This window comes from uncultured Tenacibaculum sp. (assembly GCF_947498805.1).
GTDB lineage: Bacteria > Bacteroidota > Bacteroidia > Flavobacteriales > Flavobacteriaceae > Polaribacter.
Window position 1 is genome coordinate 184136 of the sequence record NZ_CANMLT010000001.1, and the last position, 21016, is coordinate 205151.

Below are 21016 nucleotides of genomic sequence, written 5' to 3' on the forward strand. Positions count from 1 at the left end.
TTAATTGTTTACAGATTCTACGTGAGCGCATTCTTTTTCTAAGAGTTTAGAAATAGTTTTAGCTTTATTTAAAATCATAATATGTGTTCCTTGTTCAACTTCAATTGCGTTTTGTATATATTTTAATGGAAATACTTCATCTTGTTTTCCATGTATATGTGTTATCTTTTTTAAGGGTTCTTCTTGTTGCCAGTGTAATACATTGTATATAGCCCACTGTAAATAATCTGCTTGTCTAACAGATAAATACATTTTATACAGTTCAGCTCTCCTCTTTAAATATTTTCCAAAGAAAAACTTTTCGTAGTTTTCAATGTTAGCAACTATATTAGTTGGAAACAATTTATATGCTTTGGTCACTTGTGCCAAGCGTAATCTTTTTGGTAATTCTTGTTTACTTTTAATACTCGAAACAATAATTACCTTTTTACAGTCGATAAGTTTACTCATTTCTTGCACCATCACTCCTCCAAAAGAAACACCAATTAATACAGGGTTTTCCTCATGTATATTCTCACACATGCGTTGTGCATATGCTTCGATTGATTCATCAACACTTTTGGGTTGTATCCACTCTAAATAATGAACTTCAAACAACTCCTTTGGGAGTGAGATGTATTCAAAAATCTTTGAGCTGGCTGCAAGTCCAGGTACGAAATAAACATGTGTTTTTGACATTATTCTAAGTACTTTTTATCGTATAAAAATTCAGTAGCATATTCATGAATATCAATTAGTCCATCAGGAATATTTTGCCACAAGCGCACTTGTACTTGTTTACCATCACAGAAAATATAGGTACTTGCTAAATCTGTAATTCTAGGATTGTCATAGACATCTTTAAATTCTGAGAAATTTGATTTTTCTATTTTTCCAACAAGTGCTTTTAACTCTTTGTCTGATAATTCAAATTCGTGCTTACCGCTTTTTAAAACATGCTCTTTTCCATTGAAAAAAGCTTTACCGTCTTTGTTAATATAAAAATCAAAGACAGGGCAATCTCCAAAACAAGCTGTTTTTTTAATTGATATCAATCTATTTTGTAATTCAGTTTTTAATTTACTGATAACTTCTTCTTTACCGTCATTAACACTTTCAAAAACATTAGAATCCTCTAAGCGTTCTTTCCAAAAGTCCTTTTTGTCGACAGGAATGGTAACCAATCCAGAAACAACTCCTTTAGCTTCTAAGTCTATATCATCCCAAGAAAGTCCACTATTAATAATTAAAGCTTTAGCATCCTCAATTTGCTTCGGATTATTTAATATCACGAGTAACTGATTGTCTTTCTTTTCTTCTTTCACAGGATCTGGAGTCTTGGATGTATTCGTTATTTCTTCTGATTGAATTTCTTCAACTGCATCTGGTTTTTCTTTTTTAGGACTACCACAGGTCATTGCTAAAAATAAAAGGCATAAGCTAAAATATTTCATAATAGGGTGATTTTGATTTTTTGTATTGAAGGGTCAATTTTTTGTTGAGACTAAAGTTACAGTTATTTCATACAAAAGCAAAAAGAAAAGCCCCTAAAATGGGGCTTTTAACATATATTTTAATTGTTGTTATGCAACAATAGAATCTTTTGCAAAATCAAATCGCACTAAGCCATCTTCATCAATTGTAGTTAAAGTAACTCTGTGTAAAGTATTTACTAATTCAGGATTCCAAGGAGTTTTAACTTTTACATAGTTTTCTGTAAACCCATGGATATATCCTTCCTTGTTTTCACTTTCAAATAAAACAGTTAAGGTGTTTCCTAATTGGCTTTCATAAAAAGCTCTACGCTTTTTAACAGATAAACCACGTAACATCTTACTACGTTTTGCACGAACATTTTTAGGAACAACTCCGTCCATGTCAACAGCCTCTGTATTTGGCCTTTCAGAATAGGTAAATACGTGTAAATATGAAATGTTTAAATCAGCTAAGTAGTTATAAGTTTCTAAGAATAATTCATCTGTTTCTCCTGGAAAACCAACAATAACATCTACACCAATACAAGCATGTGGCATTACCTCTTTTATCTTAGCAACTCTGTCGGTATATACTTTACGTAAATAACGACGTTTCATTCTCTTTAATAAAGTATCACTACCTGATTGTAATGGAATATGAAAATGAGGTACAAAAGTATCTGAGTTCGCAACGAAATCGATTGTTTCGTCTTTTAATAAATTAGGCTCAATAGATGAAATACGTAAACGATGAATTCCTTCTACAGTATCTAATGTCTGTACTAATTCTAGGAAAGTATGCTCATGTCTTTTATTTCCAAATTCACCTTTACCATAGTCACCAATATTAACTCCTGTTAATACAATTTCTTTGATACCTTTTTCAGAAATTTCTTTAGCATTCTTTAAAACATTTTCTAAAGTATCACTACGAGAAATACCACGAGCTAAAGGAATCGTACAATAAGTACATTTATAATCGCAACCATCTTGAACTTTTAAGAAAGCACGTGTACGATCACCAATAGAGTAGGCACCCACATATGAATCTGCTTCTTCAATTTCACAAGAGTGTACTTCACCAATATCATTCTTGGTTAAATCGTTGATATAACTTGTTACATTAAATTTTTCGGTAGCACCTAAAACCAAATCTACACCATCAACAGCAGCTAATTCTTCCGGTTTTAACTGAGCGTAGCATCCAACTCCAATAACAAAAGCATTGTCGTTTTTCTTTAAAGCCGATTTAACAATAGTCTTAAAACGCTTGTCGGCATTATCCGTTACAGAACACGTATTAATTACATATACATCTGCTTTTTCTTCAAACTCAACACGTTCAAAACCTTCATTTACAAAGTTTCTTGCAATCGTAGAAGTTTCAGAAAAATTTAATTTACAACCTAAAGTATAAAAAGCTACTTTTTTATCTGCATTCATCTTTTCTCTATCCTAAATAAAAAACAAAAGCCTTGTACAAGTCTTTAATTTTTTAGAAGTTCGTATGGTATATTTAATATTCTATAAACTGCTTTACACAGTTTGAATTTGCAAAAGTACAATTAAAAGATGATTTTTGAAACTGAAAGATTAGTAGTTAGAAAACTAAAACAAACTGATATTGAGGGGTTTTTCGAATTAGAAAGCAACCCTAAAGTATTACAGTATGCTACGGGGGAGGTAAAAACCAAAAAAGAATGTCAAACGGAGTTGGTTGAACTTATTAAAAAGTATGACAAAAAGGATAATGATTTTTGGATTTACACGATCGAAAGGAAATCAGATTTAGAATTCATAGGAACCTTAGCTTTAGTGAAGGATGATGAAGGGAATGACGAGATAGGGTATCGTTTTGTTGAACGATTTTGGGGAAATGGATATGCTACTGAAATCTGTGAAGGATTGATTCCGTATTGTAGGTCTATTGGAATGAAAAAGCTAATAGGTTGTGTAGTTGATGTAAATGTGGCTTCAGCAAAAATATTAGAGCGATATGGTTTTAAGGAAATCGAAAAGTTTGTAAGTGATGATATTGGGTTGCCAGAAACAAAATATGAATTGATACTATGATTGTAGACCATTTAAAACCACCTTATTATGCAGTTATCTTTACAACCATAGTTACTGATACTTTGGAAGGATATGCTGAAACCGCAGAGAGAATGGAGGAATTGGCAAAACAGCAAAAGGGGTATTTAGGTATAGAATCTGCGCGTGCTGAAATAGGTATAACAGTTTCATATTGGAAGAGTTTAGAAGCAATAGTAGAGTGGAAGAACAATGTAGAACATACGGAAGCTAGAAATTTAGGAAGAGAACAATGGTATAAAAAATACCAATTGAGAATTTGTAAAGTTGAACGAGAATACGGTTTTGAACAGTAGTTATTATGTACGCAGCGCTATCAAAAATTTTAAAGAAGTTTTTTAAGGAAAGTACTATTTTTAAATATGGGTTTAATATTTCTCCGATGTATAGAAGATCTACCGGAAAAATTATTTCTGTTTCTGATGACTTACTAAGAGCACAAGTGAGAATACCTATTTCTATGAAAAATAGAAATTATGTAGGATCAATATTCGGAGGAAGTTTATTTTCTGCAACAGACCCTGTATTTATGATACAATTAATTAATATTTTGGGGAATGATTATGTGGTGTGGGATAAAGAAGCAACCATAAAATTTAAGCGACCTGCAACCCAAGATGCCTATGTAGATTTTATATTTACCGAAGAAGAGATTGAAGAAATAAAAGAAAGGGTAGTAGCAGAGAAAGAAATCAATTTAATTAAAGAAATTAAAATAACTAACAAAGACGAATCAACCGTTTTTGCTGAAGTATCAAAAGTAATTTACATTGCAGATAAAGCCTATTATAAAAATAAACGTAAGAAGAAGTAGTCTAGTCTTCATAGTTTTCGCGCTACTTTTTTCTTGCGCTAAGAAGAAATCATCTTATACAGAGACAGAAGTTTTTCGTTATAACGAACATTCAAACGTTACTTCTTTAGATCCAGCTTTTGCCAAAGATCAGCGAAATATATGGGCAGTGAATCAATTGTATAACGGATTGGTAGAATTGGATGATAGCTTACATGTTAAACCAGCTATTGCAAAAAGTTGGACGATTTCTGAAGATGGTAAAAACTATCAATTTACCCTAAGAGATGATGTTTATTTTCATAAGCATGCGTTATTTGGAAAGGATTCTACCAAAAAAGTAACTGCCAATGATTTTGAATATTCTTTTAATCGTTTACTAAATAAAGAGGTAGCTTCTCCTGGAGGCTGGGTGTTGCAAAATGTGGCTTCATTTAAGGCAGAGAACGATTCGGTTTTTTCAATGGAGTTAAAACAACCATTTCCACCTTTTTTAGGATTGCTTGCAATGAAATACTGTTCGGTAGTTCCGAAGGAGGCTGTGGAATATTTTAGAAATACCTTTAGAGCAAATCCTATTGGTACAGGTCCATTTCAATTTAAACTATGGGTAGAAAACACCAAGCTGGTATATCGTAAGAACCCTTTATACTTTGAAAAAGATACCAAAGGAAAACAATTACCCTATTTAGAAGCTGTAGCCATTACTTTTTTACCGGATAAACAAAGCGAGTTTTTACAGTTTATTCAAGGAAATATTGATTTTATGAAGAGTTTAGATGCTTCTTATAAAGATGATATTTTAAATACTGATGGTACTTTAAAAGAAAAGTACGTTGCTAGTATTATAATGCAAACCGGAGCCTATTTAAATACGGAGTACTTGGGGATTTATTTAGATGGAGAGGTTCAAATACCTACCAAATCTAAATTGATTCGACAAGCCATTAATTATGGATTTGATCGAGAGAAAATGATCAAATTTTTAAGAAACGGAATTGGTACACCTGCAACAAGCGGATTTATTCCTAACGGATTACCTTCATTTAATAATCAAAAAGGATATTCATTTAATCCAGAAAAGGCAAGAGAATTAGTTGCTCAATACAAAGAAGAAACAGGAGATCAGAATCCGCAAATTACAATTACCACCAATAGCAATTATTTAGATTTGTGTGAATTCATTCAAAGAGAATTACAAAAAATAGGATTAGCAACCAAAGTAGATGTAATTCCTCCTTCAACCTTGCGTCAAGGTAAGGCAAGTGGAAAACTACCAATTTTTAGAGCAAGCTGGATTGCAGATTATCCAGATGCGGAAAATTATGTGTCACTTTTTTATAGCAAAAACTTTACTCCAAACGGGCCTAACTATACCCATTTTAAGAACGAAACCTTTGATAAATTGTATGAGGAATCTATTAAAGAAGTATCGGTAGATAAGCGTTATGCTCTGTACCAAAAAATGGATAGTATTATTATTGAAGAAGCACCTATAGTGCCTTTATACTATGATGAGGTAATACGTTTTAGACAAAAAAATGTAAAAGGCTTAGGAATAAACCCAATTGATTTATTAGACTTGAGAAGAGTAAAAAAGGACTAGTTTTTAGATTCGTTCCAATAGTAACTATCTGGATAGATGCGTTCTCCAAAAATAGCCGTTCCAACTCGAACAATTGTAGCACCTTCTTCAATGGCAATTTCCAAATCATTACTCATTCCCATCGAGAGTTCGTCTATACGTACGTTAGGAACCTGCAAAGAATTGATTTCATTTTGAAGCTGTTTTAAAAGGCGAAAACATTTGCGAATTTCTTTAGACTCTGAACTTAAAAGACCTATGGTCATTAAACCTTTAATGTTGATATTGTTAAACTTGGCTACTTCTTGTACTAAGGCAATGGTTTCTTGTGGTTTTGCACCGAATTTACTTTCTTCAAAAGAAGTGTTTACTTGAATATAAACATCAATGGTTTTATTTTCAAGAGTTAATCGCTTGTGTAGTTTTTCTGCTAATGATAAACGATCAATAGATTGAATACAACTTGCCCATTTAATAACTTCTTTAATTTTATTGCTTTGTAAGTGTCCTATAAAATGTACTTCTGGTTGTAAATCTAAGATAGCATTTGTTTTCTGCTTCAATTCTTGAACTTTGTTTTCGCCTACAAGATGTATACCTTGTTCTATGGCAAATCGTATCTTTTCAATACTTACCGTTTTAGTAGCAAGTAATAGGCGAACTTCATCCGGAGTTCTGTTTGCCTTTTTGCAAGCATATGCTATTCTTTTATGAATTGTGTTTAAATTATGTACAATACTATCCATTTTCTAGTGTAATTTTTAATTCTTCTTTTTCAATTATTTTATTTTTTACATCACGATGAACGATGTCTTTTGTTTCTGCATAGGATATGTCATATACTCGTTTAATATTTCGAAATTCATCAGGAAATTCCTGCAGAAGTTGTTGGTAATATTTGTCTAAATCTGATTTATTTGGAGCCTCGAATTTTAATTTTAATTGAAATCGTCTAAGCAAAGCGGAGTCTATAGTAGAAGAATAATTAGTGGCCGCTATTAGTAAAATGTTATTTGGCAGAAAATCTATTAGTTGTATAATTGTGTTAACTAATCGTTTCATTTCGTGAGAATCTTTGTTGTCATAATTCCTTGCATTTCCGATGTAGTCAAACTCATCTAAGAAAAGCACAGCTCTTTCTTTAATAGCTTTTTTAAACACCTCTGAAATATTTTTGGCTGTTTCACCTAATTTTGAAGATACTAAGGCACTAAGGTTAAGAATAACTATTTTTTTATTGAGTTTTTTGGCTATAGCTTTTGCAGTTGTTGTTTTACCGCAACCTGTATGTCCATATAATAATAATTTATTATCAACGGTAAGTTTATGTTTATTTAAAATAGCAACATGCGTATATTCTTTTAATAGTTGTTGAATGATTTTTTCATTAATGCTGTTTAACTGAATTTTATCTAATTCAAGCGTTGTCTCTTCAGGGTGAAAAGTAAATGTGTTCATTAGTATTTAAATAAATAGAAGGAAAATATGTTATAAGTAATTGAATATAGAATAAACTGTTTCAATATTTTGAAGGTCTATTTTTTATATTCATGTTCAGGACAATCAACCCTTAGTTCTTTCGATGTAAGTTTAGCTTGTAAAAGTTTACAAAAATGCTCATTATCAGTACGCTCATAATAAGAACAAGTAAAACACATTCTTTGAATAGTTATGACACCAGTTTGATTTAATTGATAAATAACCTTTAACAAACCTGCCAGTATATCTTTTTTTTGTTCATCTGGTAATGTGGTTAATGGTTTTTCAATATTAAAAGTAAAGTTGGAAGATTTTTCTGCAACTTGTTTTCCTTTGTTCGTTAAACCAATTAAATAGCTCCTGGTATCGCTAGGATTAGTAAACTTCTGAATCAATTCTTTTTTTAATAAAACCTTTACGCTGTCACTAATGGTGGCTTTCGTCATATTAAATTCATCAGCTAAGTAGCTTACCTTGCATTTATCTTCTGAATGGAAGCGCAAAAAAATAAGGATTTGAATTTGAATAGGACTTAAAGAGTTTTCTTTACTTTCATTCCAAAGTAGTACTCTAAAAGCTTCAGAGATTCGCTCTAAAGCTACCACTATTTTACTTTCAATTGAACTATTTTGATGGTCTAAGTTAAAAGGAGATTTCATTAATTACAGTTTTCCATTTCGTAAATAAAATACCCTTTATCTTTTATAATGTTTTCCCATGCTGGCTTAAGGGCTTCTACATGGCAAAATACACATTCTTTTGAAGATAGGTCAAGGCTTTCTAACCCTTTTGTTTTTAAATATTCCTTACCGTAGTTAAATATCACATTGGTATTTTTAAGCGTAGACGGAACAATAATATCAAAATGCATGATACTACCATCTTTTTTAGTTACATAGGTATCCCAAACTGCTACATTCATAATTTATTTAGTTTAATAAAGTTAAAAAGCTCTACAAAATTAGGAATCCTAACTTTATAGAGCAAAAAAATTATCCTTTTACATCTTGCATTGAAGCACCAAAGTTAATGTGTAATACATTTCCATTAGGTGTTAGTAATGCTGGTACAGAGGTTACACCCGCTTTCTCTGCTTCTGAAATACGGCTTTTATCCTCTCCGAAATGTACGATCTCGACATTTTCAGATCCGATTAAATTTATGATGTCGTGTTCAGCACTAATGCAAACTGGACACCCTGCATGATAAAAAATTGACTTGCTCATATGTTTATGTATTTAAATTTGTTACAAATATAGTAAGGAATCCTAACTAAAAAAGAAATGGAATCTTAAAATTTTGTTAATGAGACTAACTTTTGCCTTGGAGGAGTTTTGAAAAGTTGTTGTGTTGTTGAGTTTTAATTCCTGATTTACAGTGTTTTGTTTGTTTTTTTTGCAAAAAGTGAAACTCAAAAAAAAGAGAGGATTAATCCTCTCTTTTTAAATATTATATGCTTTCTACAAATTCTAAGAAAACTTTTTTATGCAGGTCCAAATCTAAATCAGGAGAGATGGCTACACGAGCAATATAATCTTTATCACCTTCTTTTGTAGTTCCTTGGGTTGAAGTTGCCGGGATGGTCCAATAACACCCTTTTAATTGTCCATAGCTTACACAATACTTACTTTCGTTAGGTATTTTAGTAATCATTAAATTAATCAACTTTAAATTCAATGCTCTTTTATAAGCTTCTCTTTCCTCTTCTGAATCTCCTTTAGTTGGAAGATCTAAAGAAAATACAGAAGGAGTAAATCCTTGGGCTGCCAATTCTTCAGAAACAAAATTGATTTTAGCAGTAGGTAATACCTCTTCAATATAGTTTACAAAAGAACGTGTGTTTTTATAAGCATCATCAATTCGTTGTACCATAGAAGGTAATTGCTCTGCCAATAGCTCTAATTGAAGTTCAGTGGCTTCATTATCGCATAGTTGAATATGCTTTTCTATCTTGTTCATTAGGCTCGCAGCTTTTTGGTTAGCAACGCAAAAACCTGCAGTACATTTACCTCCGCTCGGAAACTTAGATCCGCTTACATAAGCGATGGTTTTTACAGAAGATAGTATTTCGTTATCTCCTAAGAAGTTTACGTTCGGACAAAAGGTTTGATCTAAAATAAATACGGGTTCAATAGCATTATTACCTGAAGGAGTAGTGCGCGAAGCGCTTAAAACTTCCTTCAAATGTATAAGGTCTGGAACTTCAACTCTTGGGTTGGTAGGAATTTCTGCAATGATATAAGGTACTGCATCTTCCTGAGCTATTTTATCTAAAACGATATTAACACTTTGCACCATATTGTTTTCACCATCAACAGGTAGATCCATAACTTCTACGTTGTCTAAACAAGCTGCTACACGTCTTGCTTGATCGTTAGTTCCACCATAACAGTTTGGAGGAACAACAATTTTAATTGCTTTATTAGGATGGACCTCTAAAGAATGATCAATTAATCCCATTACAATAGCATATTGAATAGAAAGCCCACTAGAACCTACTACTGCTTTGGAGTTTGATTTTGTAATCTCTTTAATAGCATCAAAAACTTTAGTTTTGTTTTGAGCAGTATCAAAAGAATTATTATTGGAAGTTTGCTCTGTTAATTGTTGTAAAGCAATTGCGGTATTGGAAGGAGTCATGGCAATTGTTTCCCTTCTTCTTACATGTTGAATTTCTGAAACGTATGATTCGTTTTGTGCTCCGTTTACCAATAAAATACTTCCTAAACTGGTATGTGTATTGATATAAAAGTCAACTTTCGATGAAATTGAAAAATCACAAACATTTTCTTTTTCAGAAACCAAAATGGTAGTTCCATCAAATTCAGAAAGCTCTTCTTGATTGTTGATTTGTTCTACATCAAATTTGTAATTGTATACTTCTCGAACTGTATCAAGATCAAAGCAACTTGGTAATTGATTTGTATATACAATTCTAGTGTTTCTATGAGTTAATAGATTCTTTCTTAAAACTGCCAGAATAGGAGTAGTCTTAGAAGAAAAACTAATTACATTCGAAGGATGAGTGTTGTATATCTTTCCTAATACCCATTCTAACACTGAAGAAAGCGGATGCCCTAATCTTATATAATCATAAGCAGTAGGTAATTCGCTTAGAACATCTGTTTGAAAATTATTAGCATTATATAAGTTCTCAAATTGTTCTAAAAATTCAGTTTTAGCCAATTCCTCATTGTAAATATCTAATCTGTGTGTTGTTAGTTTAAGCCAGTCAGTTGGCATGTTTTGAACAACATTTGAAATATAATTTAGTACGGTAGTACTTTGCATATGTGTAAGCTTTATTAAGGCATGCAAGATACGTTAAATTGAATTTTTCTAAAAGTATTCTAATCTTTTTAGAATTTAATTAACGCTGTTGTTTTACTAAGAAAGAAGCAAGTTTATCTATTATTTTTTCTTTCTATTTTCAATGATAATAGTCCCGATTAAAGCTACTCCTATTGTTATACCAATAACAGCATCCATTAATTCACCTCCTCTAATAGCACCATAAACGGCAAATAGAATTGATGCAATTCCGATTCCAATAACAAGATTTTGTGTTGTTTTACTCATAATTAAAAAGTTTTATTCGTTGAATTCTTTGGGGTATTCGACAATACCATGAATACCTTTCAGTCCATTTTCTGTTAGTTCAATAGCCAAACAATTTTCTTTAGGAACCTCAAAAGGTAAGATAATGCCGAAAGTATGGGCTTGTTTATATCCAAATCTAGGATAATAATGTTCATGTCCTAATAAGACAATAGATGTATGTCCTAACTCCTTGGCTTTTTTGTGAGCTTGCAAAATTAATTTAGCTCCTATACCTTGCCCTTGAAATTTAGGTAAAACAGAAACGGGAGCAAGTGCTAGCGAGTTAAAAGTATTTGCTTCACTTTTAATTTTTAATTTAGTTACTAAAATATGTCCGACAATTGTATTATCAATTTCAGCTACTAATGATAATTCAGGAATAAAAGCATCTGACTTTCGCAAACGTTCTACCAAAAATTGTTCTTTATGATCACTGAAGGGTTCCGTTTTAAATGCTTCTTCAATTAGATTAAAAACAATTTTATAATCTCTATGGCTTTCTTGACGTATAAGCATGGGTATTTTATAAATAAACTTTTATTTCTAAGTTCAACTTAATTGATTTTTCAAAAAAAGCTAATAAGGTTCTTATATCACTATTTATATTTTCGAGCTTGTACTCGTTTGTAATCCAGTATTTCAAAACGTTTTCAATATTCAAATTAGGAACAAACACTTCTTTATTTAGAATTTTTTGAACTTGTTCGATTTCATTTTTAAGTTTAGAAATTTGACTTGGATTAAATAATTGAGATTCATCTATCCATTTGTCTGAATTGAGATCAAGATTTGAAAGTATTGGAAAATGATTTCTATCATTTTTTGGAAATCGTTTTGCACAATAAATTAGAAAATTCGGAGCCATTTCATACTCAACTTCTCCTTTTTCGTTTAAAGCTTCCATCCATCTTCCCATGATACCGTTTTAATTAATATTATGTTTTAAAACACCAGTTCTTTAATCTTTTCTTTGATACGTTTTTTGATGTTCGTAGGATAACTTCGATCTCCATGAAATACATCTGCCATCGCATTAGCAAAGCGTTGTCCGTATTTTTTTAATAGAATATTACGAACTGTTTTTTGTTCGTAAAACCATTTAGAAAGCCATAATCCAGTTTCAATTTCTGGTAATAATTTTTCTTCTAATTTTTCAATGTATAATTGTTCAGACTTCTGAGTATCTAAATCACTTTCAATAAGAGCTTCGGCAGCTAGCTTTCCACTATAAATAGCATTCGAAATACCTTCAGCAGTAATAGGATCTGCAAAACCTGCTGCATCACCAATTAAAAAGACATTATTTTTTACAAATCCATCTGTACGAGGCGCTACAGGAATTTGAAATCCGTGTTGCGATTCACTTACAATATTGGTTAAACCAATGGTTTTTAAATATTCTTGATAGTATTCTTTTAAATTTATTTTAGTTCTTCTCGCAGAGGCAACACCTACTGATAAATGATTTTTCTTAGGGAAGTTCCAAGCATATCCAAAAGGAATGGCATCAATATCGAAACGTACTTCTTTTGATAAGCGTTCAAAATCTTCTTCAGGTACTTCAACCTCATATTCTAAAGCTGGAATCAATTTTCTAGTATCTTCTTTCCATCCAGCCATTTTAGCAGTCGGACTCAAAGCTCCGTCAGCGGCAATGACAAATTTTGCAGCAATGTCTCCTTGAGAAGTTTTTAAAACAATTTGGTCGTTTTCAAATTTCAATTCTTTTAGTTTATGATTCTCTAAAAGTGTGCAACCAAATTCTTTTGCTTTTTCTACAATAAGATTGTCAAAAGAATCTCGCATAATCATTGTAATTGTCGGATCTTTTCGATGTGTTTGGAAATGTAATTTTTTTCCTAAATAAATATCTACCGTATGAAATTCTTTTTCAACAACTGAAGTAATGTCAAAAGGTAAATCCTTTCTTCCTCTAAATACGAATCCACCTCCGCATGTTTTATATCGTGGTAAGGTTTCTTTTTCAATGATAACGGTAGAGATTCCATTTTTAGCTAAATGAAAAGCTGTTGATGCTCCTGAAGGACCACTTCCAATGATTGCTACATCAAATGTTTGCATACTGTAAATTTTTTTCTAAAAATACAGTTTTTACGATAATTACCAATGCATTCTTGTTAGAATAGGGTGGTGGTCTGAAAATTTAATTTTATGGAAAGTTTTAAACTGATTAACCGTGGCATTTGCATCGGTCAAAATAAAGTCTATTCTTAGTGGATAGGCATAACGAAACGATTTTCCTAATCCAAAACCAGCTTCGATAAACGTGTCTTTTTTGTTTTTAGAAAGTTTTTGATAAACCCAAGAATAAGCGGTATTGTTAAAATCACCACACATAACTTTTTTCCCTTTCCAAGAAGCTTCGTGTTTTAAAATACGTTCAGTTTGAGCTACCTGTTTTTTAAAGCCATTTTCTAAGCGTTTAAATAATCGTTCTGAGTCTTTTTCCCCAAAATTCTCTTTTTTCGGATTGATTTTTAAAGACTCTAAATGCACATTGTATATGCGAATAGTGTCTTTGTTTTTAAGTATATCAACAAAAATGGTGTTGTTAGCACTGTGCTCAAAATTTAAAGAACCTGAATTGATGATAGGGAATTTTGAATAAATGGCTAATCCAAACTTATTCGTTTTGGTTTTGGTTTTGATGTACTTGTGAGAAAGTTTAATATCTAAATCTTTAGAATTATAAAATTCCTGAAGCGCCACAATATCTGGAGATTGACTATTGATAAAATCATATATTTTTTGCTCTGTACTATCGTCATCTTCATGTTTATAATGATTGAATAAACGAACATTATAGCTCATCAATTTTAAATCATCATTTAATACAACGTCTTTTTTAGAGAACTTATAAAAAGGAGGCGCAATAAACCAACCAATTCCTAAAACTAAGGCAGAAAGAATTAGGTTCTTATGAAGTTTTAATAACCAATACAGTAAGAATAATACATTGATTATAATTAGCAATGGAACAAACAAACTAAATACGGCAAAGGCAGGAATGGCTTTGGGAGAAATATAGGGAAGTACATACGATAGCAATAAAGCTGTCGCAAAAATTGAATTTAAAAACAATACAATTTTACGCATGAATATTCTCCTCTTTTTATTTATTCCCTTGTTTAAATAAAAACTCTTTTTCGTCTTTGGTTAAGGCGTCATAGCCCGATTTGCTAATTTTATCTAAAATAGCATCAATTTCTTGTTGGTTTTGAGTTTTTGTAACTGTTTTTTTTCGAGGTTTATTCCCCGATTTATAAACTGTTTTTAAGGGTTTGTCTTTCTTTTTGAATAAATTTTTAAAAGGAGAAAAAATGTCAAGTTCTTTATTACTGGCTTTGTTAACGTATAAGAATCCAAATAAGGCACCACCTAAATGTGCTAGATGCCCTCCAGCATTTCCAGCTGGAATTTGAATAACGTCAATAGCAATCCATATAGCAGCCAATACCCATAACTTAACAAAACCAATTAAAGGAAATTTAAGTTGGTAATTAGGAATATAAGTAGCAATACCAATAAAGATTGCAGAGATTCCTGCTGAAGCACCTAACAGTACACTGTTATGAGACTCTTTTTGTAAAGCAGGGAAGGTATTATAGCTCACCATAAAAACAATTCCACCAAATATAGTTCCTAGTATATAAAAGTTTAAAAGTTGTTTTGAAGTGAAGTACTGTTTAAATAAGTGCCCAATATAAAATAAGGCAATTAAGTTTAATAGTATATGTAAAAAACGAGCGTGTAAAAAACCATAGGTAATAATAGTCCAAGGCTTATGAGCAAATTCGTTAAGACTTGCAGGCAGTGATAACCAGTCTACTAAAACATTACTATTGAATTGAAACAAATAACTAAAGGTATTTGCAAGAAAAACCAACAAAAAAACAGCTAGGTTTATATAGATAAGTTTTTCTATAATCCCTGCATTTTTAAAGCGATGTTTTATGTTTTCTAAGAAATCCATTTGTTAAAAGCGTCTAAATTGATTTTTTCTCCAATACCATGCAATAATAAATCCGATAATAGCTCCTCCAATGTGCGCAAAGTGAGCAACATTACCTATAGAGTATTTGGTTACTCCAAAGAATAAATCTCCTAAAATAATTACTGGGATAAAATATTTTGCCGCCACCGGAACTGGGAAAAATATAAGAGCCAGTTTTGCATTTGGAAAAGCCAATCCAAAGGCTACTAAAATACCATAAATAGCTCCTGATGCACCTACTGCTGGAGTGTGGTACAAAGAGTAAAATTCACTCATTGTTTGATTCGAAAGTGAAATGATATTTTGATTGTATTGCCCAGAACTTAATATTTGTTGAATTTCTGAAGCAGAAACTCCCATGCCAATAAGTTGGTCGTATATACCATTAAATTGATAATAGTTTACCAAGGTGTAAATTAATCCAGCTCCTATTCCTGAAGAAAAGTAAAAAAATAAAAACTTATTCTTTCCCCACATTTGTTCTAACGGAGTTCCAAAGGCCCATAATGCATACATGTTAAATAACAAATGCGTAAAACCTCCATGCATAAACATGTGAGAAACATATTGCCAAAACCCAAAGTTTTCATTTTGAGGAAAATGTAAAGCCAATAGATTGGTCAGGTCCATTTGAAGCAATTGAGGGGCAACAAATAGAATAACGTTTATAAGTATTAAATGCTTAATAGCACCAGTTAGTCTTGGCATTGTTTTTTTGTTTTTACGTTCTTTTTATAGCGAACTATTTACAAATTTATTTTTTTAACATTTAAAAAATTACTTTTAAATACTATTTATTTGTTAAAAATAGTATCTATCTCCTGTAAAGTTAGCGTTTTAAATATTGGTTTGCCAAAAGGAGAACTGTTTGGTTCTTTACAAGAAAATAAATCATTTACTAAATTTTCTTGCTCTTTATTAGACAATATTGTTCCTGTTTTAATAGCTAAAGATTTCGCAAAAGATTTTGCCATAATATCAAAATGACTAAAACTAGTATCGGGTACTTCAAGTTTCATGTCATCTAATAATTGTTCTAAAATAAAAGTAATTTGACTTTCTGTTATAGAAGTTGGTATTCCTCTAATAACCACACTTTCTTTTGTGAATTCTTCAAAAACAAATCCGGTTCCTTCTAAATCTGATTTAATGCTATAAATCATTTCAATATCGTTTGAAGAGAATGAAATACTTACCGGAAATAATAATTGCTGACTACTAGCTTCCTTTACTGTAATACTTTCTAAAAACTCTTCATATAATACACGTTGGTGAGCCAAAGATTGATGTATAAGTACTACTCCAGATTTAATGGAAGATAAAATGTATTTCTTTTGAATTTGAAAAGTCTTACCCGTTTCTGTTTCTTGAGAACTTTCAAAAAGTTGCTCTTGATGTGAAGAAAAGGAAGGGGTTGATTCAATTTCTGTATTTGTATATAAAGCTTCCCAGTTGCCTGGATCTTTTTTAAAGTTGGCGGTATAGCTATTTGAGTTGCCTGTAGCACCAGATCCCGAAGTATAACTAGAAGAAGTAGCAGTACTTTTTACAGGTTCATGTGGTGTTGGATCATTCTTAAATGGATTAAACGTAGGATCTACGGTTATTTTAGGCATAGATGCAGACGAGGTCTTACTTAAATCGTAAGGTGTATCTAAATTTGCATCTCTATCAAAATCTAATAAAGGCGCGATGTTATACTGCCCTAAACTATGTTTTACAGTAGCACGTAAAATAGCATACAAAGCTTTTTCGTTATCAAACTTTATTTCAGTTTTTGTAGGATGTATGTTAATATCAATTGTATTGGGAGGTACCTCTAGATATAAAAAATAAGAAGGATGAGAACCTGCTTCTAAGAGACCTTCAAAGGCATTTACAACAGCATGATTTAAATACGAACTTTTGATAAAACGGTAGTTTACGAAAAAGAATTGTTCTCCTCTTTTTTTCTTCGCAAACGCTGGCTTAGCAACAAAACCTGTAATAGTTAGAATATCTGTTTGTTCTTCAATAGGAACTAATTTTTCATTCATTTTAGCACCAAAAATTCCTACGATACGTTTTCTAAAATTACTTTTAGGTAGATTGTAAATTTCATTACCGTTATGATGTAATAAAAAACTAATATCTGGATGTGCCAAAGCTACACGTTGAAATTCATCTACAATATGACGAGTTTCAATAGTATCAGATTTCAAAAAATTTCTACGTGCAGGAATATTGAAAAATAAATTTTTAACGGCAATACTGGTTCCCTTTGCTGTAGAAACAACTTCTTGAGAGGTGATTTTACTTCCTTCAATTTTTATTTGGGTACCTAATTCATCGTTTTCCAGCTTCGTTTTCAACTCTACATGTGCAATTGCAGCAATAGAAGCTAAAGCTTCACCTCTGAATCCTTTGGTATTTAAATTAAAAAGATCTTGCGCATCTTTAATTTTTGAGGTGGCATGACGCTCAAAGGATAAACGAGCATCCGTTTGACTCATTCCTTTACCGTTGTCAATAACTTGGATTAAAGTTTTTCCAGCGTCTTTTAATAATAACTTTATAGATGTAGCTCCTGCATCAATAGCATTTTCAATAAGTTCTTTAACCACAGAAGCAGGTCGTTGTACAACTTCTCCTGCAGCAATTTGATTCGCTACATGATCAGGTAATAATTGTATGATATCTGACATTCGTTAGTTTCTTGGTATAAAAATAGAGAGATCAAAATCAATAATATAAAGGAAAAGTAATAGCATGATTACAATAGCTATTACAATAGTTTTATTTAAACCACCATATTCTGAGCTTTTAAACTCTTCAAAAGCAGCTTTGAACTTTCCTTTTATTCCTTTTCCTTTACCAACAGTGGTTCTATACTCATCAAACTTGTGTTTGAATTTGTATGGATTATCTCCTTTGTAGTAGCGAGGTTGGTAATCAAATTTTTTATTTTCTCTCTTAATAAATCCCATAAATAGAAAAGTATATTTTAAGTGTAAAACAATCAAAAATTACACCAAAATAAGATGAAATTCAAAGTTACTGAATAAATTGATGGTGGTCAAAAAATGTTTATAAATACTATCCTTTAAAGGAAAGTGTTGAGTATAAAAAAAGCCAAGAATAATATTCTTGGCTTTTTTTATACTTTATTGAGCTTAAGAACTTAAAAGCCTATTTCAGCTGTTGAAGTTCCATTATTTTTAATTGCAGCCATTTTAATTGCAGCCATTTTAATTGCGGCAACTGCGCATTCTACTCCTTTGTTTCCTAGCTTTCCACCAGAACGGTCAATAGATTGTTGTCTCGTGTTATCAGTTAATACACAGAAAATTACAGGAACATCATATTTGATGTTTAAATCTACAATTCCCTGAGTTACTCCTTCGCATACAAAATCAAAATGCTTAGTTTCTCCTTGAATTACATTTCCAATAGCAATAATTGCATCTACTTTTTGAGATTCAATCATTTTCTTGCATCCATATACTAATTCAAAACTACCAGGAACGTCCCAAGAAATAATGTTTTCTTTTGTTGCTCCACAATCTAATAATGTATCAATTGCTCCTTGCTGCATGTTTCCTGTAATCTCAGGATTCCATTCAGAAACAACAATCCCAAATCGAAAAGATTTCGCATTTGGGATTGAAGCTTTATCGTAATGAGATAAATTTGTTGTTGCCATATTAATTATTGTGCATATTTAGCACTATTAAGATGTTTTTCAATGTCTCTACCTTGATCAGTATTTGCATACTTTTCTTTTATGGTAGTAAATAATTTTTCAGCAGTACTATAATCTTTTAACTCCATAGCAACTTGACCTGCTTTGAATAAAAATAATGGAGTTGTAAATTGATTGTCTTTTTTATTAGCTGCTTGTTGATAATAATCTAAAGCATCCTTTAATTGATTGATATCAGCAAAAGCATCTCCGATTGCACCTAAAGCAACTGGACCTAATAAAGCGTCATCAGAATCAAACTTACTTAAATAGTCAATAGCTTCTTTATATTTCTTCATTTTTAAATAAGAAATACCTGCATAGTAATTAGCTAAATTTCCTGCTTTCGTACCTCCAAATTGAGAAGATATATCAGTAAAACCATATTTTCCATCAACTCCTCCAATTAAGGCTAAGTTGTATAAAGAATCAGCTTGAGCTCCTGCTGCAGTAGCTGCTTCATCAAATAAAGCTCTTGGATGAGCTAATTCGTTTGATGCTTCACGCTCAGTTGGTTCACCAATGAATTTGTTATATCCTAAATATCCTAAAATTAAAGCTGCTATTACAACTAATCCATAGAATAAAGGTTTGCTATTTTTTTCGATCCATTCTTCTGATTTATTGGCAGTTTCGTCTAAAGTATTAAATACTTCAGCCGTTGTGCTTTGTGTTTCATCAAACGTTTCTTCTACTTCTTGAACAACCTTTTCTTTCTTAGGTTTATAACCTCTTTTCTTGTATGTAGCCATAATTGCTTAAAAATTAGTGGCGACAAAAATAGTTTTTTTAATTGGATTTTAAAAACTGATTATTCGTAAAATTTCAATAATTTGCGCTTTCTTTTCTCAAACATCCGTATTACATGTATTTGCAGAAGTTATCACTGGTAAATTTTAAAAATATTGAATCACAATCTTTTGAATTTCAGAAGAAGATAAATTGTTTTGTTGGAAATAATGGAATTGGAAAAACCAATGTATTAGATGCTATTTACTATTTATCTTTTGCAAAGAGTTATTTTAATTCGGTTGCTGGGCAGAATATTCGTCATGGAGAGGACTTTTTTATGATAGAAGGAGAATACGTGTTGAATGAGCGAAATGAAAAGATTTTATGCTCCTTAAAAAGAGGGCAGAAGAAAGTTTTAAAACGCAATGGGAAGGCATATGAAAAATTCTCAGAACACATAGGGCAATTGCCTTTAGTTATTATTTCCCCTGCTGATAGAGATTTAATTGTAGAGGGAAGTGATACACGAAGAAAATTTATTGATGGAGTTATATCTCAACAGGATAAAAAGTACTTACAATCATTGATTAATTATAATAAAGTAGTTAGTCAGCGAAATGCTTTGTTAAAATATTTTGCCGCAAATAGAACTTTTGATGCATTGAATTTAAAGGTGTATGATGAACAATTAATTGAATATGGGCGAGTTATTTATAATAAAAGAAAGGCATTTTTAGATGAATTTGTTCCTATATTTAATGAAAAACATCAAGTAATTTCTGGAGCTAAAGAAGAAGTGAATTTGCGTTATAAAAGTCAGTTGCACAGTGCATCATTTGAAGAATTATTGGCGTCAAGTTTAGAAAAAGACAAAATAATTCAGTATACTACAGTAGGTATACATAAAGATGATCTAGGATTTGAAATTGGAGAATATCCAATTAAGAAATTTGGTTCACAAGGACAGCAGAAATCCTATTTAATAGCCTTAAAGCTAGCACAATTTGAGTTTATTAAAAGACAGTCAAATGTTACACCTATATTATTGTTAGATGATATTTTTGATAAATTAGATGAACACCGTGTAGCACATATTATTGGTTTAGTAAATAATGATGAGTTTGGTCAGATTTTTATTACCGATACGCATGCTGATAGAACAGAAACTGTTATTAAACAGAGTAATCAAGAATACCAAGTTTTTAAATTAAGTTAAATGGCAAAAAGAGAAAATGATAGTTTTTCTATAAAAGATTTAATGGGAAGCTTTATTCAGGAAAACAACCTGAAAAAAGGATTTCAGAAAATCCATATTGAAGAAGCTTGGGAAAAATTGATGGGAGCTGGAGTAGCTTCATATACCAGCGAAGTAAAACTTCAAAATGGAACATTAATTGTTCGTTTAAGCTCTTCTGTTTTAAGAGAAGAATTGAGTTATGGAAAGGAGAAAATCATCAATATGCTAAATCATGAGATGGGAGAGGATTTGGTAAAAAGATTGATGTTAGTATAATTCCTGTTGTGTGAAGGTATTTGTTTATCGGTT

Annotated in this window: 26 protein-coding genes; 6 read left to right on the forward strand and 20 right to left on the reverse strand. The window is 31.4% G+C overall.

Features of this window, described 5'->3' with window-relative positions; all coding sequences use genetic code 11:
• The 3 genes from Q0873_RS00905 to mtaB form a co-directional block, all read right to left on the reverse strand.
• The gene (locus tag Q0873_RS00905; protein WP_299103845.1) at nt 1–678 is read right to left on the reverse strand and encodes an alpha/beta hydrolase; all 678 of its coding nucleotides are present in this window, start codon (nt 676–678) and stop codon (nt 1–3) included.
• Complete coding sequence (locus tag Q0873_RS00910; protein ID WP_299103846.1) at nt 678–1433, reverse strand: DUF6438 domain-containing protein; 756 nt, start codon at nt 1431–1433, stop codon at nt 678–680. The genes Q0873_RS00905 and Q0873_RS00910 overlap by 1 nt, the downstream gene beginning before the upstream one ends.
• A 129-nt stretch (nt 1434–1562) precedes the next feature.
• Entirely contained in the window at nt 1563–2897 is a 1335-nt protein-coding gene (gene mtaB, locus Q0873_RS00915) for a tRNA (N(6)-L-threonylcarbamoyladenosine(37)-C(2))-methylthiotransferase MtaB (RefSeq protein ID WP_299103847.1), read from the reverse strand.
• 129 nt (nt 2898–3026) lie between these two features.
• Here mtaB and Q0873_RS00920 point away from each other — a divergent pair, with 129 nt between their 5' ends.
• The 4 genes from Q0873_RS00920 to Q0873_RS00935 are packed head-to-tail and all read left to right on the forward strand — an operon-like array spanning nt 3027 to nt 5944.
• Complete coding sequence (locus Q0873_RS00920) at nt 3027–3527, forward strand: GNAT family N-acetyltransferase (protein ID WP_299103849.1); 501 nt, start codon at nt 3027–3029, stop codon at nt 3525–3527.
• Complete coding sequence (locus Q0873_RS00925; RefSeq protein WP_299103850.1) at nt 3524–3841, forward strand: antibiotic biosynthesis monooxygenase; 318 nt, start codon at nt 3524–3526, stop codon at nt 3839–3841. Before Q0873_RS00920 ends, Q0873_RS00925 begins: the two co-directional genes overlap by 4 nt.
• A 5-nt stretch (nt 3842–3846) precedes the next feature.
• Nucleotides 3847–4359, forward strand: coding sequence for a DUF4442 domain-containing protein (locus Q0873_RS00930; RefSeq protein WP_299103851.1), 513 nt, complete (start codon nt 3847–3849; stop codon nt 4357–4359).
• Nucleotides 4316–5944: an ABC transporter substrate-binding protein gene (locus Q0873_RS00935; protein WP_299103852.1), complete on the forward strand. Its 1629-nt coding sequence runs from the start codon at nt 4316–4318 to the stop codon at nt 5942–5944. The genes Q0873_RS00930 and Q0873_RS00935 overlap by 44 nt, the downstream gene beginning before the upstream one ends.
• On the opposite strand, the gene Q0873_RS00940 is transcribed toward Q0873_RS00935, so the two are convergent.
• The 17 genes from Q0873_RS00940 to Q0873_RS01020 all read right to left on the reverse strand — a co-directional run bounded on the left by Q0873_RS00940 (nt 5941) and on the right by Q0873_RS01020 (nt 19490).
• Nucleotides 5941–6669: a YggS family pyridoxal phosphate-dependent enzyme gene (locus Q0873_RS00940; protein WP_299103853.1), complete on the reverse strand. Its 729-nt coding sequence runs from the start codon at nt 6667–6669 to the stop codon at nt 5941–5943. The two genes, Q0873_RS00935 and Q0873_RS00940, sit on opposite strands and share 4 nt — an antisense overlap.
• Nucleotides 6662–7381 (reverse strand): ATP-binding protein, encoded by a 720-nt coding sequence (locus Q0873_RS00945; RefSeq protein WP_299103854.1) that lies wholly within the window; start codon nt 7379–7381, stop codon nt 6662–6664. The genes Q0873_RS00940 and Q0873_RS00945 overlap by 8 nt, the downstream gene beginning before the upstream one ends.
• A gap of 77 nt (nt 7382–7458) precedes the next feature.
• A complete protein-coding gene (locus tag Q0873_RS00950; RefSeq protein WP_299103855.1) occupies nt 7459–8061 on the reverse strand; it encodes a MarR family winged helix-turn-helix transcriptional regulator in 603 nt (200 codons plus the stop codon).
• The gene (locus tag Q0873_RS00955) at nt 8061–8324 is read right to left on the reverse strand and encodes a DUF2024 family protein (protein WP_299103856.1); all 264 of its coding nucleotides are present in this window, start codon (nt 8322–8324) and stop codon (nt 8061–8063) included. Before Q0873_RS00955 ends, Q0873_RS00950 begins: the two co-directional genes overlap by 1 nt.
• 70 nt (nt 8325–8394) lie before the next feature.
• Nucleotides 8395–8628, reverse strand: a complete 234-nt coding sequence (locus Q0873_RS00960; protein WP_299103857.1) for a thioredoxin family protein — start codon at nt 8626–8628, stop codon at nt 8395–8397.
• Nucleotides 8629–8851: 223 nt separating this feature from the next.
• On the reverse strand, nt 8852–10693 hold the full coding sequence (locus Q0873_RS00965) for a PLP-dependent transferase (protein ID WP_299103858.1): 1842 nt from the start codon (nt 10691–10693) through the stop codon (nt 8852–8854).
• Nucleotides 10694–10813: 120 nt separating this feature from the next.
• The gene (locus Q0873_RS00970; RefSeq protein ID WP_299103859.1) at nt 10814–10981 is read right to left on the reverse strand and encodes a hypothetical protein; all 168 of its coding nucleotides are present in this window, start codon (nt 10979–10981) and stop codon (nt 10814–10816) included.
• A gap of 12 nt (nt 10982–10993) precedes the next feature.
• Nucleotides 10994–11524: an N-acetyltransferase gene (locus Q0873_RS00975; protein ID WP_299104324.1), complete on the reverse strand. Its 531-nt coding sequence runs from the start codon at nt 11522–11524 to the stop codon at nt 10994–10996.
• 1 nt (nt 11525) lies between these two features.
• Complete coding sequence (locus Q0873_RS00980) at nt 11526–11918, reverse strand: hypothetical protein (protein ID WP_299103860.1); 393 nt, start codon at nt 11916–11918, stop codon at nt 11526–11528.
• 26 nt (nt 11919–11944) lie between these two features.
• On the reverse strand, nt 11945–13084 hold the full coding sequence (locus tag Q0873_RS00985; protein WP_299103861.1) for a geranylgeranyl reductase family protein: 1140 nt from the start codon (nt 13082–13084) through the stop codon (nt 11945–11947).
• Nucleotides 13085–13123: 39 nt separating this feature from the next.
• Entirely contained in the window at nt 13124–14119 is a 996-nt protein-coding gene (locus tag Q0873_RS00990) for an endonuclease/exonuclease/phosphatase family protein (protein ID WP_299103862.1), read from the reverse strand.
• A 16-nt stretch (nt 14120–14135) separates the two neighbouring features.
• Nucleotides 14136–14996: a rhomboid family intramembrane serine protease gene (locus Q0873_RS00995; RefSeq protein ID WP_299103863.1), complete on the reverse strand. Its 861-nt coding sequence runs from the start codon at nt 14994–14996 to the stop codon at nt 14136–14138.
• A 3-nt stretch (nt 14997–14999) separates the two neighbouring features.
• On the reverse strand, nt 15000–15725 hold the full coding sequence (locus Q0873_RS01000) for a rhomboid family intramembrane serine protease (protein ID WP_299103864.1): 726 nt from the start codon (nt 15723–15725) through the stop codon (nt 15000–15002).
• Nucleotides 15726–15811: 86 nt separating this feature from the next.
• A complete protein-coding gene (gene mutL / locus Q0873_RS01005) occupies nt 15812–17701 on the reverse strand; it encodes a DNA mismatch repair endonuclease MutL (RefSeq protein ID WP_299103865.1) in 1890 nt (629 codons plus the stop codon).
• 3 nt (nt 17702–17704) lie between these two features.
• Complete coding sequence (locus Q0873_RS01010; RefSeq protein ID WP_299103866.1) at nt 17705–17983, reverse strand: riboflavin synthase subunit beta; 279 nt, start codon at nt 17981–17983, stop codon at nt 17705–17707.
• A 194-nt stretch (nt 17984–18177) separates the two neighbouring features.
• Nucleotides 18178–18699, reverse strand: coding sequence for a 6,7-dimethyl-8-ribityllumazine synthase (ribH, locus tag Q0873_RS01015; RefSeq protein ID WP_299103867.1), 522 nt, complete (start codon nt 18697–18699; stop codon nt 18178–18180).
• Nucleotides 18700–18704: 5 nt separating this feature from the next.
• A complete protein-coding gene (locus tag Q0873_RS01020) occupies nt 18705–19490 on the reverse strand; it encodes a tetratricopeptide repeat protein (protein WP_299103868.1) in 786 nt (261 codons plus the stop codon).
• Between the two features lie 113 nt (nt 19491–19603).
• Here Q0873_RS01020 and Q0873_RS01025 point away from each other — a divergent pair, with 113 nt between their 5' ends.
• Both Q0873_RS01025 and Q0873_RS01030 read left to right on the forward strand, forming a co-directional pair.
• Nucleotides 19604–20686 carry a DNA replication/repair protein RecF gene (locus Q0873_RS01025; protein ID WP_299103870.1) on the forward strand — a complete coding sequence of 361 codons (1083 nt, stop codon included), beginning with the start codon at nt 19604–19606 and terminating at the stop codon, nt 20684–20686.
• The gene (locus Q0873_RS01030; protein WP_299103871.1) at nt 20687–20983 is read left to right on the forward strand and encodes a DUF721 domain-containing protein; all 297 of its coding nucleotides are present in this window, start codon (nt 20687–20689) and stop codon (nt 20981–20983) included.
• The last annotated feature ends 33 nt before the right edge of the window (nt 20984–21016 follow it).

Bases quoted from the DNA above. Each gene is read 5' to 3' on its own strand.
- Q0873_RS00990 (WP_299103862.1), bottom strand. From the start codon at position 14,119: ATGCGTAAAATTGTATTGTTTTTAAATTCAATTTTTGCGACAGCTTTA.
- Q0873_RS00945 (WP_299103854.1), bottom strand. From the start codon at position 7,381: ATGAACACATTTACTTTTCACCCTGAAGAGACAACGCTTGAATTAGAT.
- Q0873_RS00950 (WP_299103855.1), bottom strand. From the start codon at position 8,061: ATGAAATCTCCTTTTAACTTAGACCATCAAAATAGTTCAATTGAAAGT.
- Q0873_RS00905 (WP_299103845.1), bottom strand. From the start codon at position 678: ATGTCAAAAACACATGTTTATTTCGTACCTGGACTTGCAGCCAGCTCA.
- Q0873_RS00940 (WP_299103853.1), bottom strand. From the start codon at position 6,669: ATGGATAGTATTGTACATAATTTAAACACAATTCATAAAAGAATAGCA.
- Q0873_RS00960 (WP_299103857.1), bottom strand. From the start codon at position 8,628: ATGAGCAAGTCAATTTTTTATCATGCAGGGTGTCCAGTTTGCATTAGT.
- Q0873_RS00980 (WP_299103860.1), bottom strand. From the start codon at position 11,918: ATGGGAAGATGGATGGAAGCTTTAAACGAAAAAGGAGAAGTTGAGTAT.
- mutL (WP_299103865.1), bottom strand. From the start codon at position 17,701: ATGTCAGATATCATACAATTATTACCTGATCATGTAGCGAATCAAATT.
- ribH (WP_299103867.1), bottom strand. From the start codon at position 18,699: ATGGCAACAACAAATTTATCTCATTACGATAAAGCTTCAATCCCAAAT.
- Q0873_RS00970 (WP_299103859.1), bottom strand. From the start codon at position 10,981: ATGAGTAAAACAACACAAAATCTTGTTATTGGAATCGGAATTGCATCA.
- Q0873_RS01010 (WP_299103866.1), bottom strand. From the start codon at position 17,983: ATGGGATTTATTAAGAGAGAAAATAAAAAATTTGATTACCAACCTCGC.
- Q0873_RS00985 (WP_299103861.1), bottom strand. From the start codon at position 13,084: ATGCAAACATTTGATGTAGCAATCATTGGAAGTGGTCCTTCAGGAGCA.
- Q0873_RS00930 (WP_299103851.1), top strand. From the start codon at position 3,847: ATGTACGCAGCGCTATCAAAAATTTTAAAGAAGTTTTTTAAGGAAAGT.
- Q0873_RS00965 (WP_299103858.1), bottom strand. From the start codon at position 10,693: ATGCAAAGTACTACCGTACTAAATTATATTTCAAATGTTGTTCAAAAC.
- Q0873_RS00955 (WP_299103856.1), bottom strand. From the start codon at position 8,324: ATGAATGTAGCAGTTTGGGATACCTATGTAACTAAAAAAGATGGTAGT.
- Q0873_RS01025 (WP_299103870.1), top strand. From the start codon at position 19,604: ATGTATTTGCAGAAGTTATCACTGGTAAATTTTAAAAATATTGAATCA.
- mtaB (WP_299103847.1), bottom strand. From the start codon at position 2,897: ATGAATGCAGATAAAAAAGTAGCTTTTTATACTTTAGGTTGTAAATTA.
- Q0873_RS00995 (WP_299103863.1), bottom strand. From the start codon at position 14,996: ATGGATTTCTTAGAAAACATAAAACATCGCTTTAAAAATGCAGGGATT.
- Q0873_RS01020 (WP_299103868.1), bottom strand. From the start codon at position 19,490: ATGGCTACATACAAGAAAAGAGGTTATAAACCTAAGAAAGAAAAGGTT.
- Q0873_RS01030 (WP_299103871.1), top strand. From the start codon at position 20,687: ATGGCAAAAAGAGAAAATGATAGTTTTTCTATAAAAGATTTAATGGGA.
- Q0873_RS00920 (WP_299103849.1), top strand. From the start codon at position 3,027: ATGATTTTTGAAACTGAAAGATTAGTAGTTAGAAAACTAAAACAAACT.
- Q0873_RS00925 (WP_299103850.1), top strand. From the start codon at position 3,524: ATGATTGTAGACCATTTAAAACCACCTTATTATGCAGTTATCTTTACA.
- Q0873_RS00910 (WP_299103846.1), bottom strand. From the start codon at position 1,433: ATGAAATATTTTAGCTTATGCCTTTTATTTTTAGCAATGACCTGTGGT.
- Q0873_RS01000 (WP_299103864.1), bottom strand. From the start codon at position 15,725: ATGCCAAGACTAACTGGTGCTATTAAGCATTTAATACTTATAAACGTT.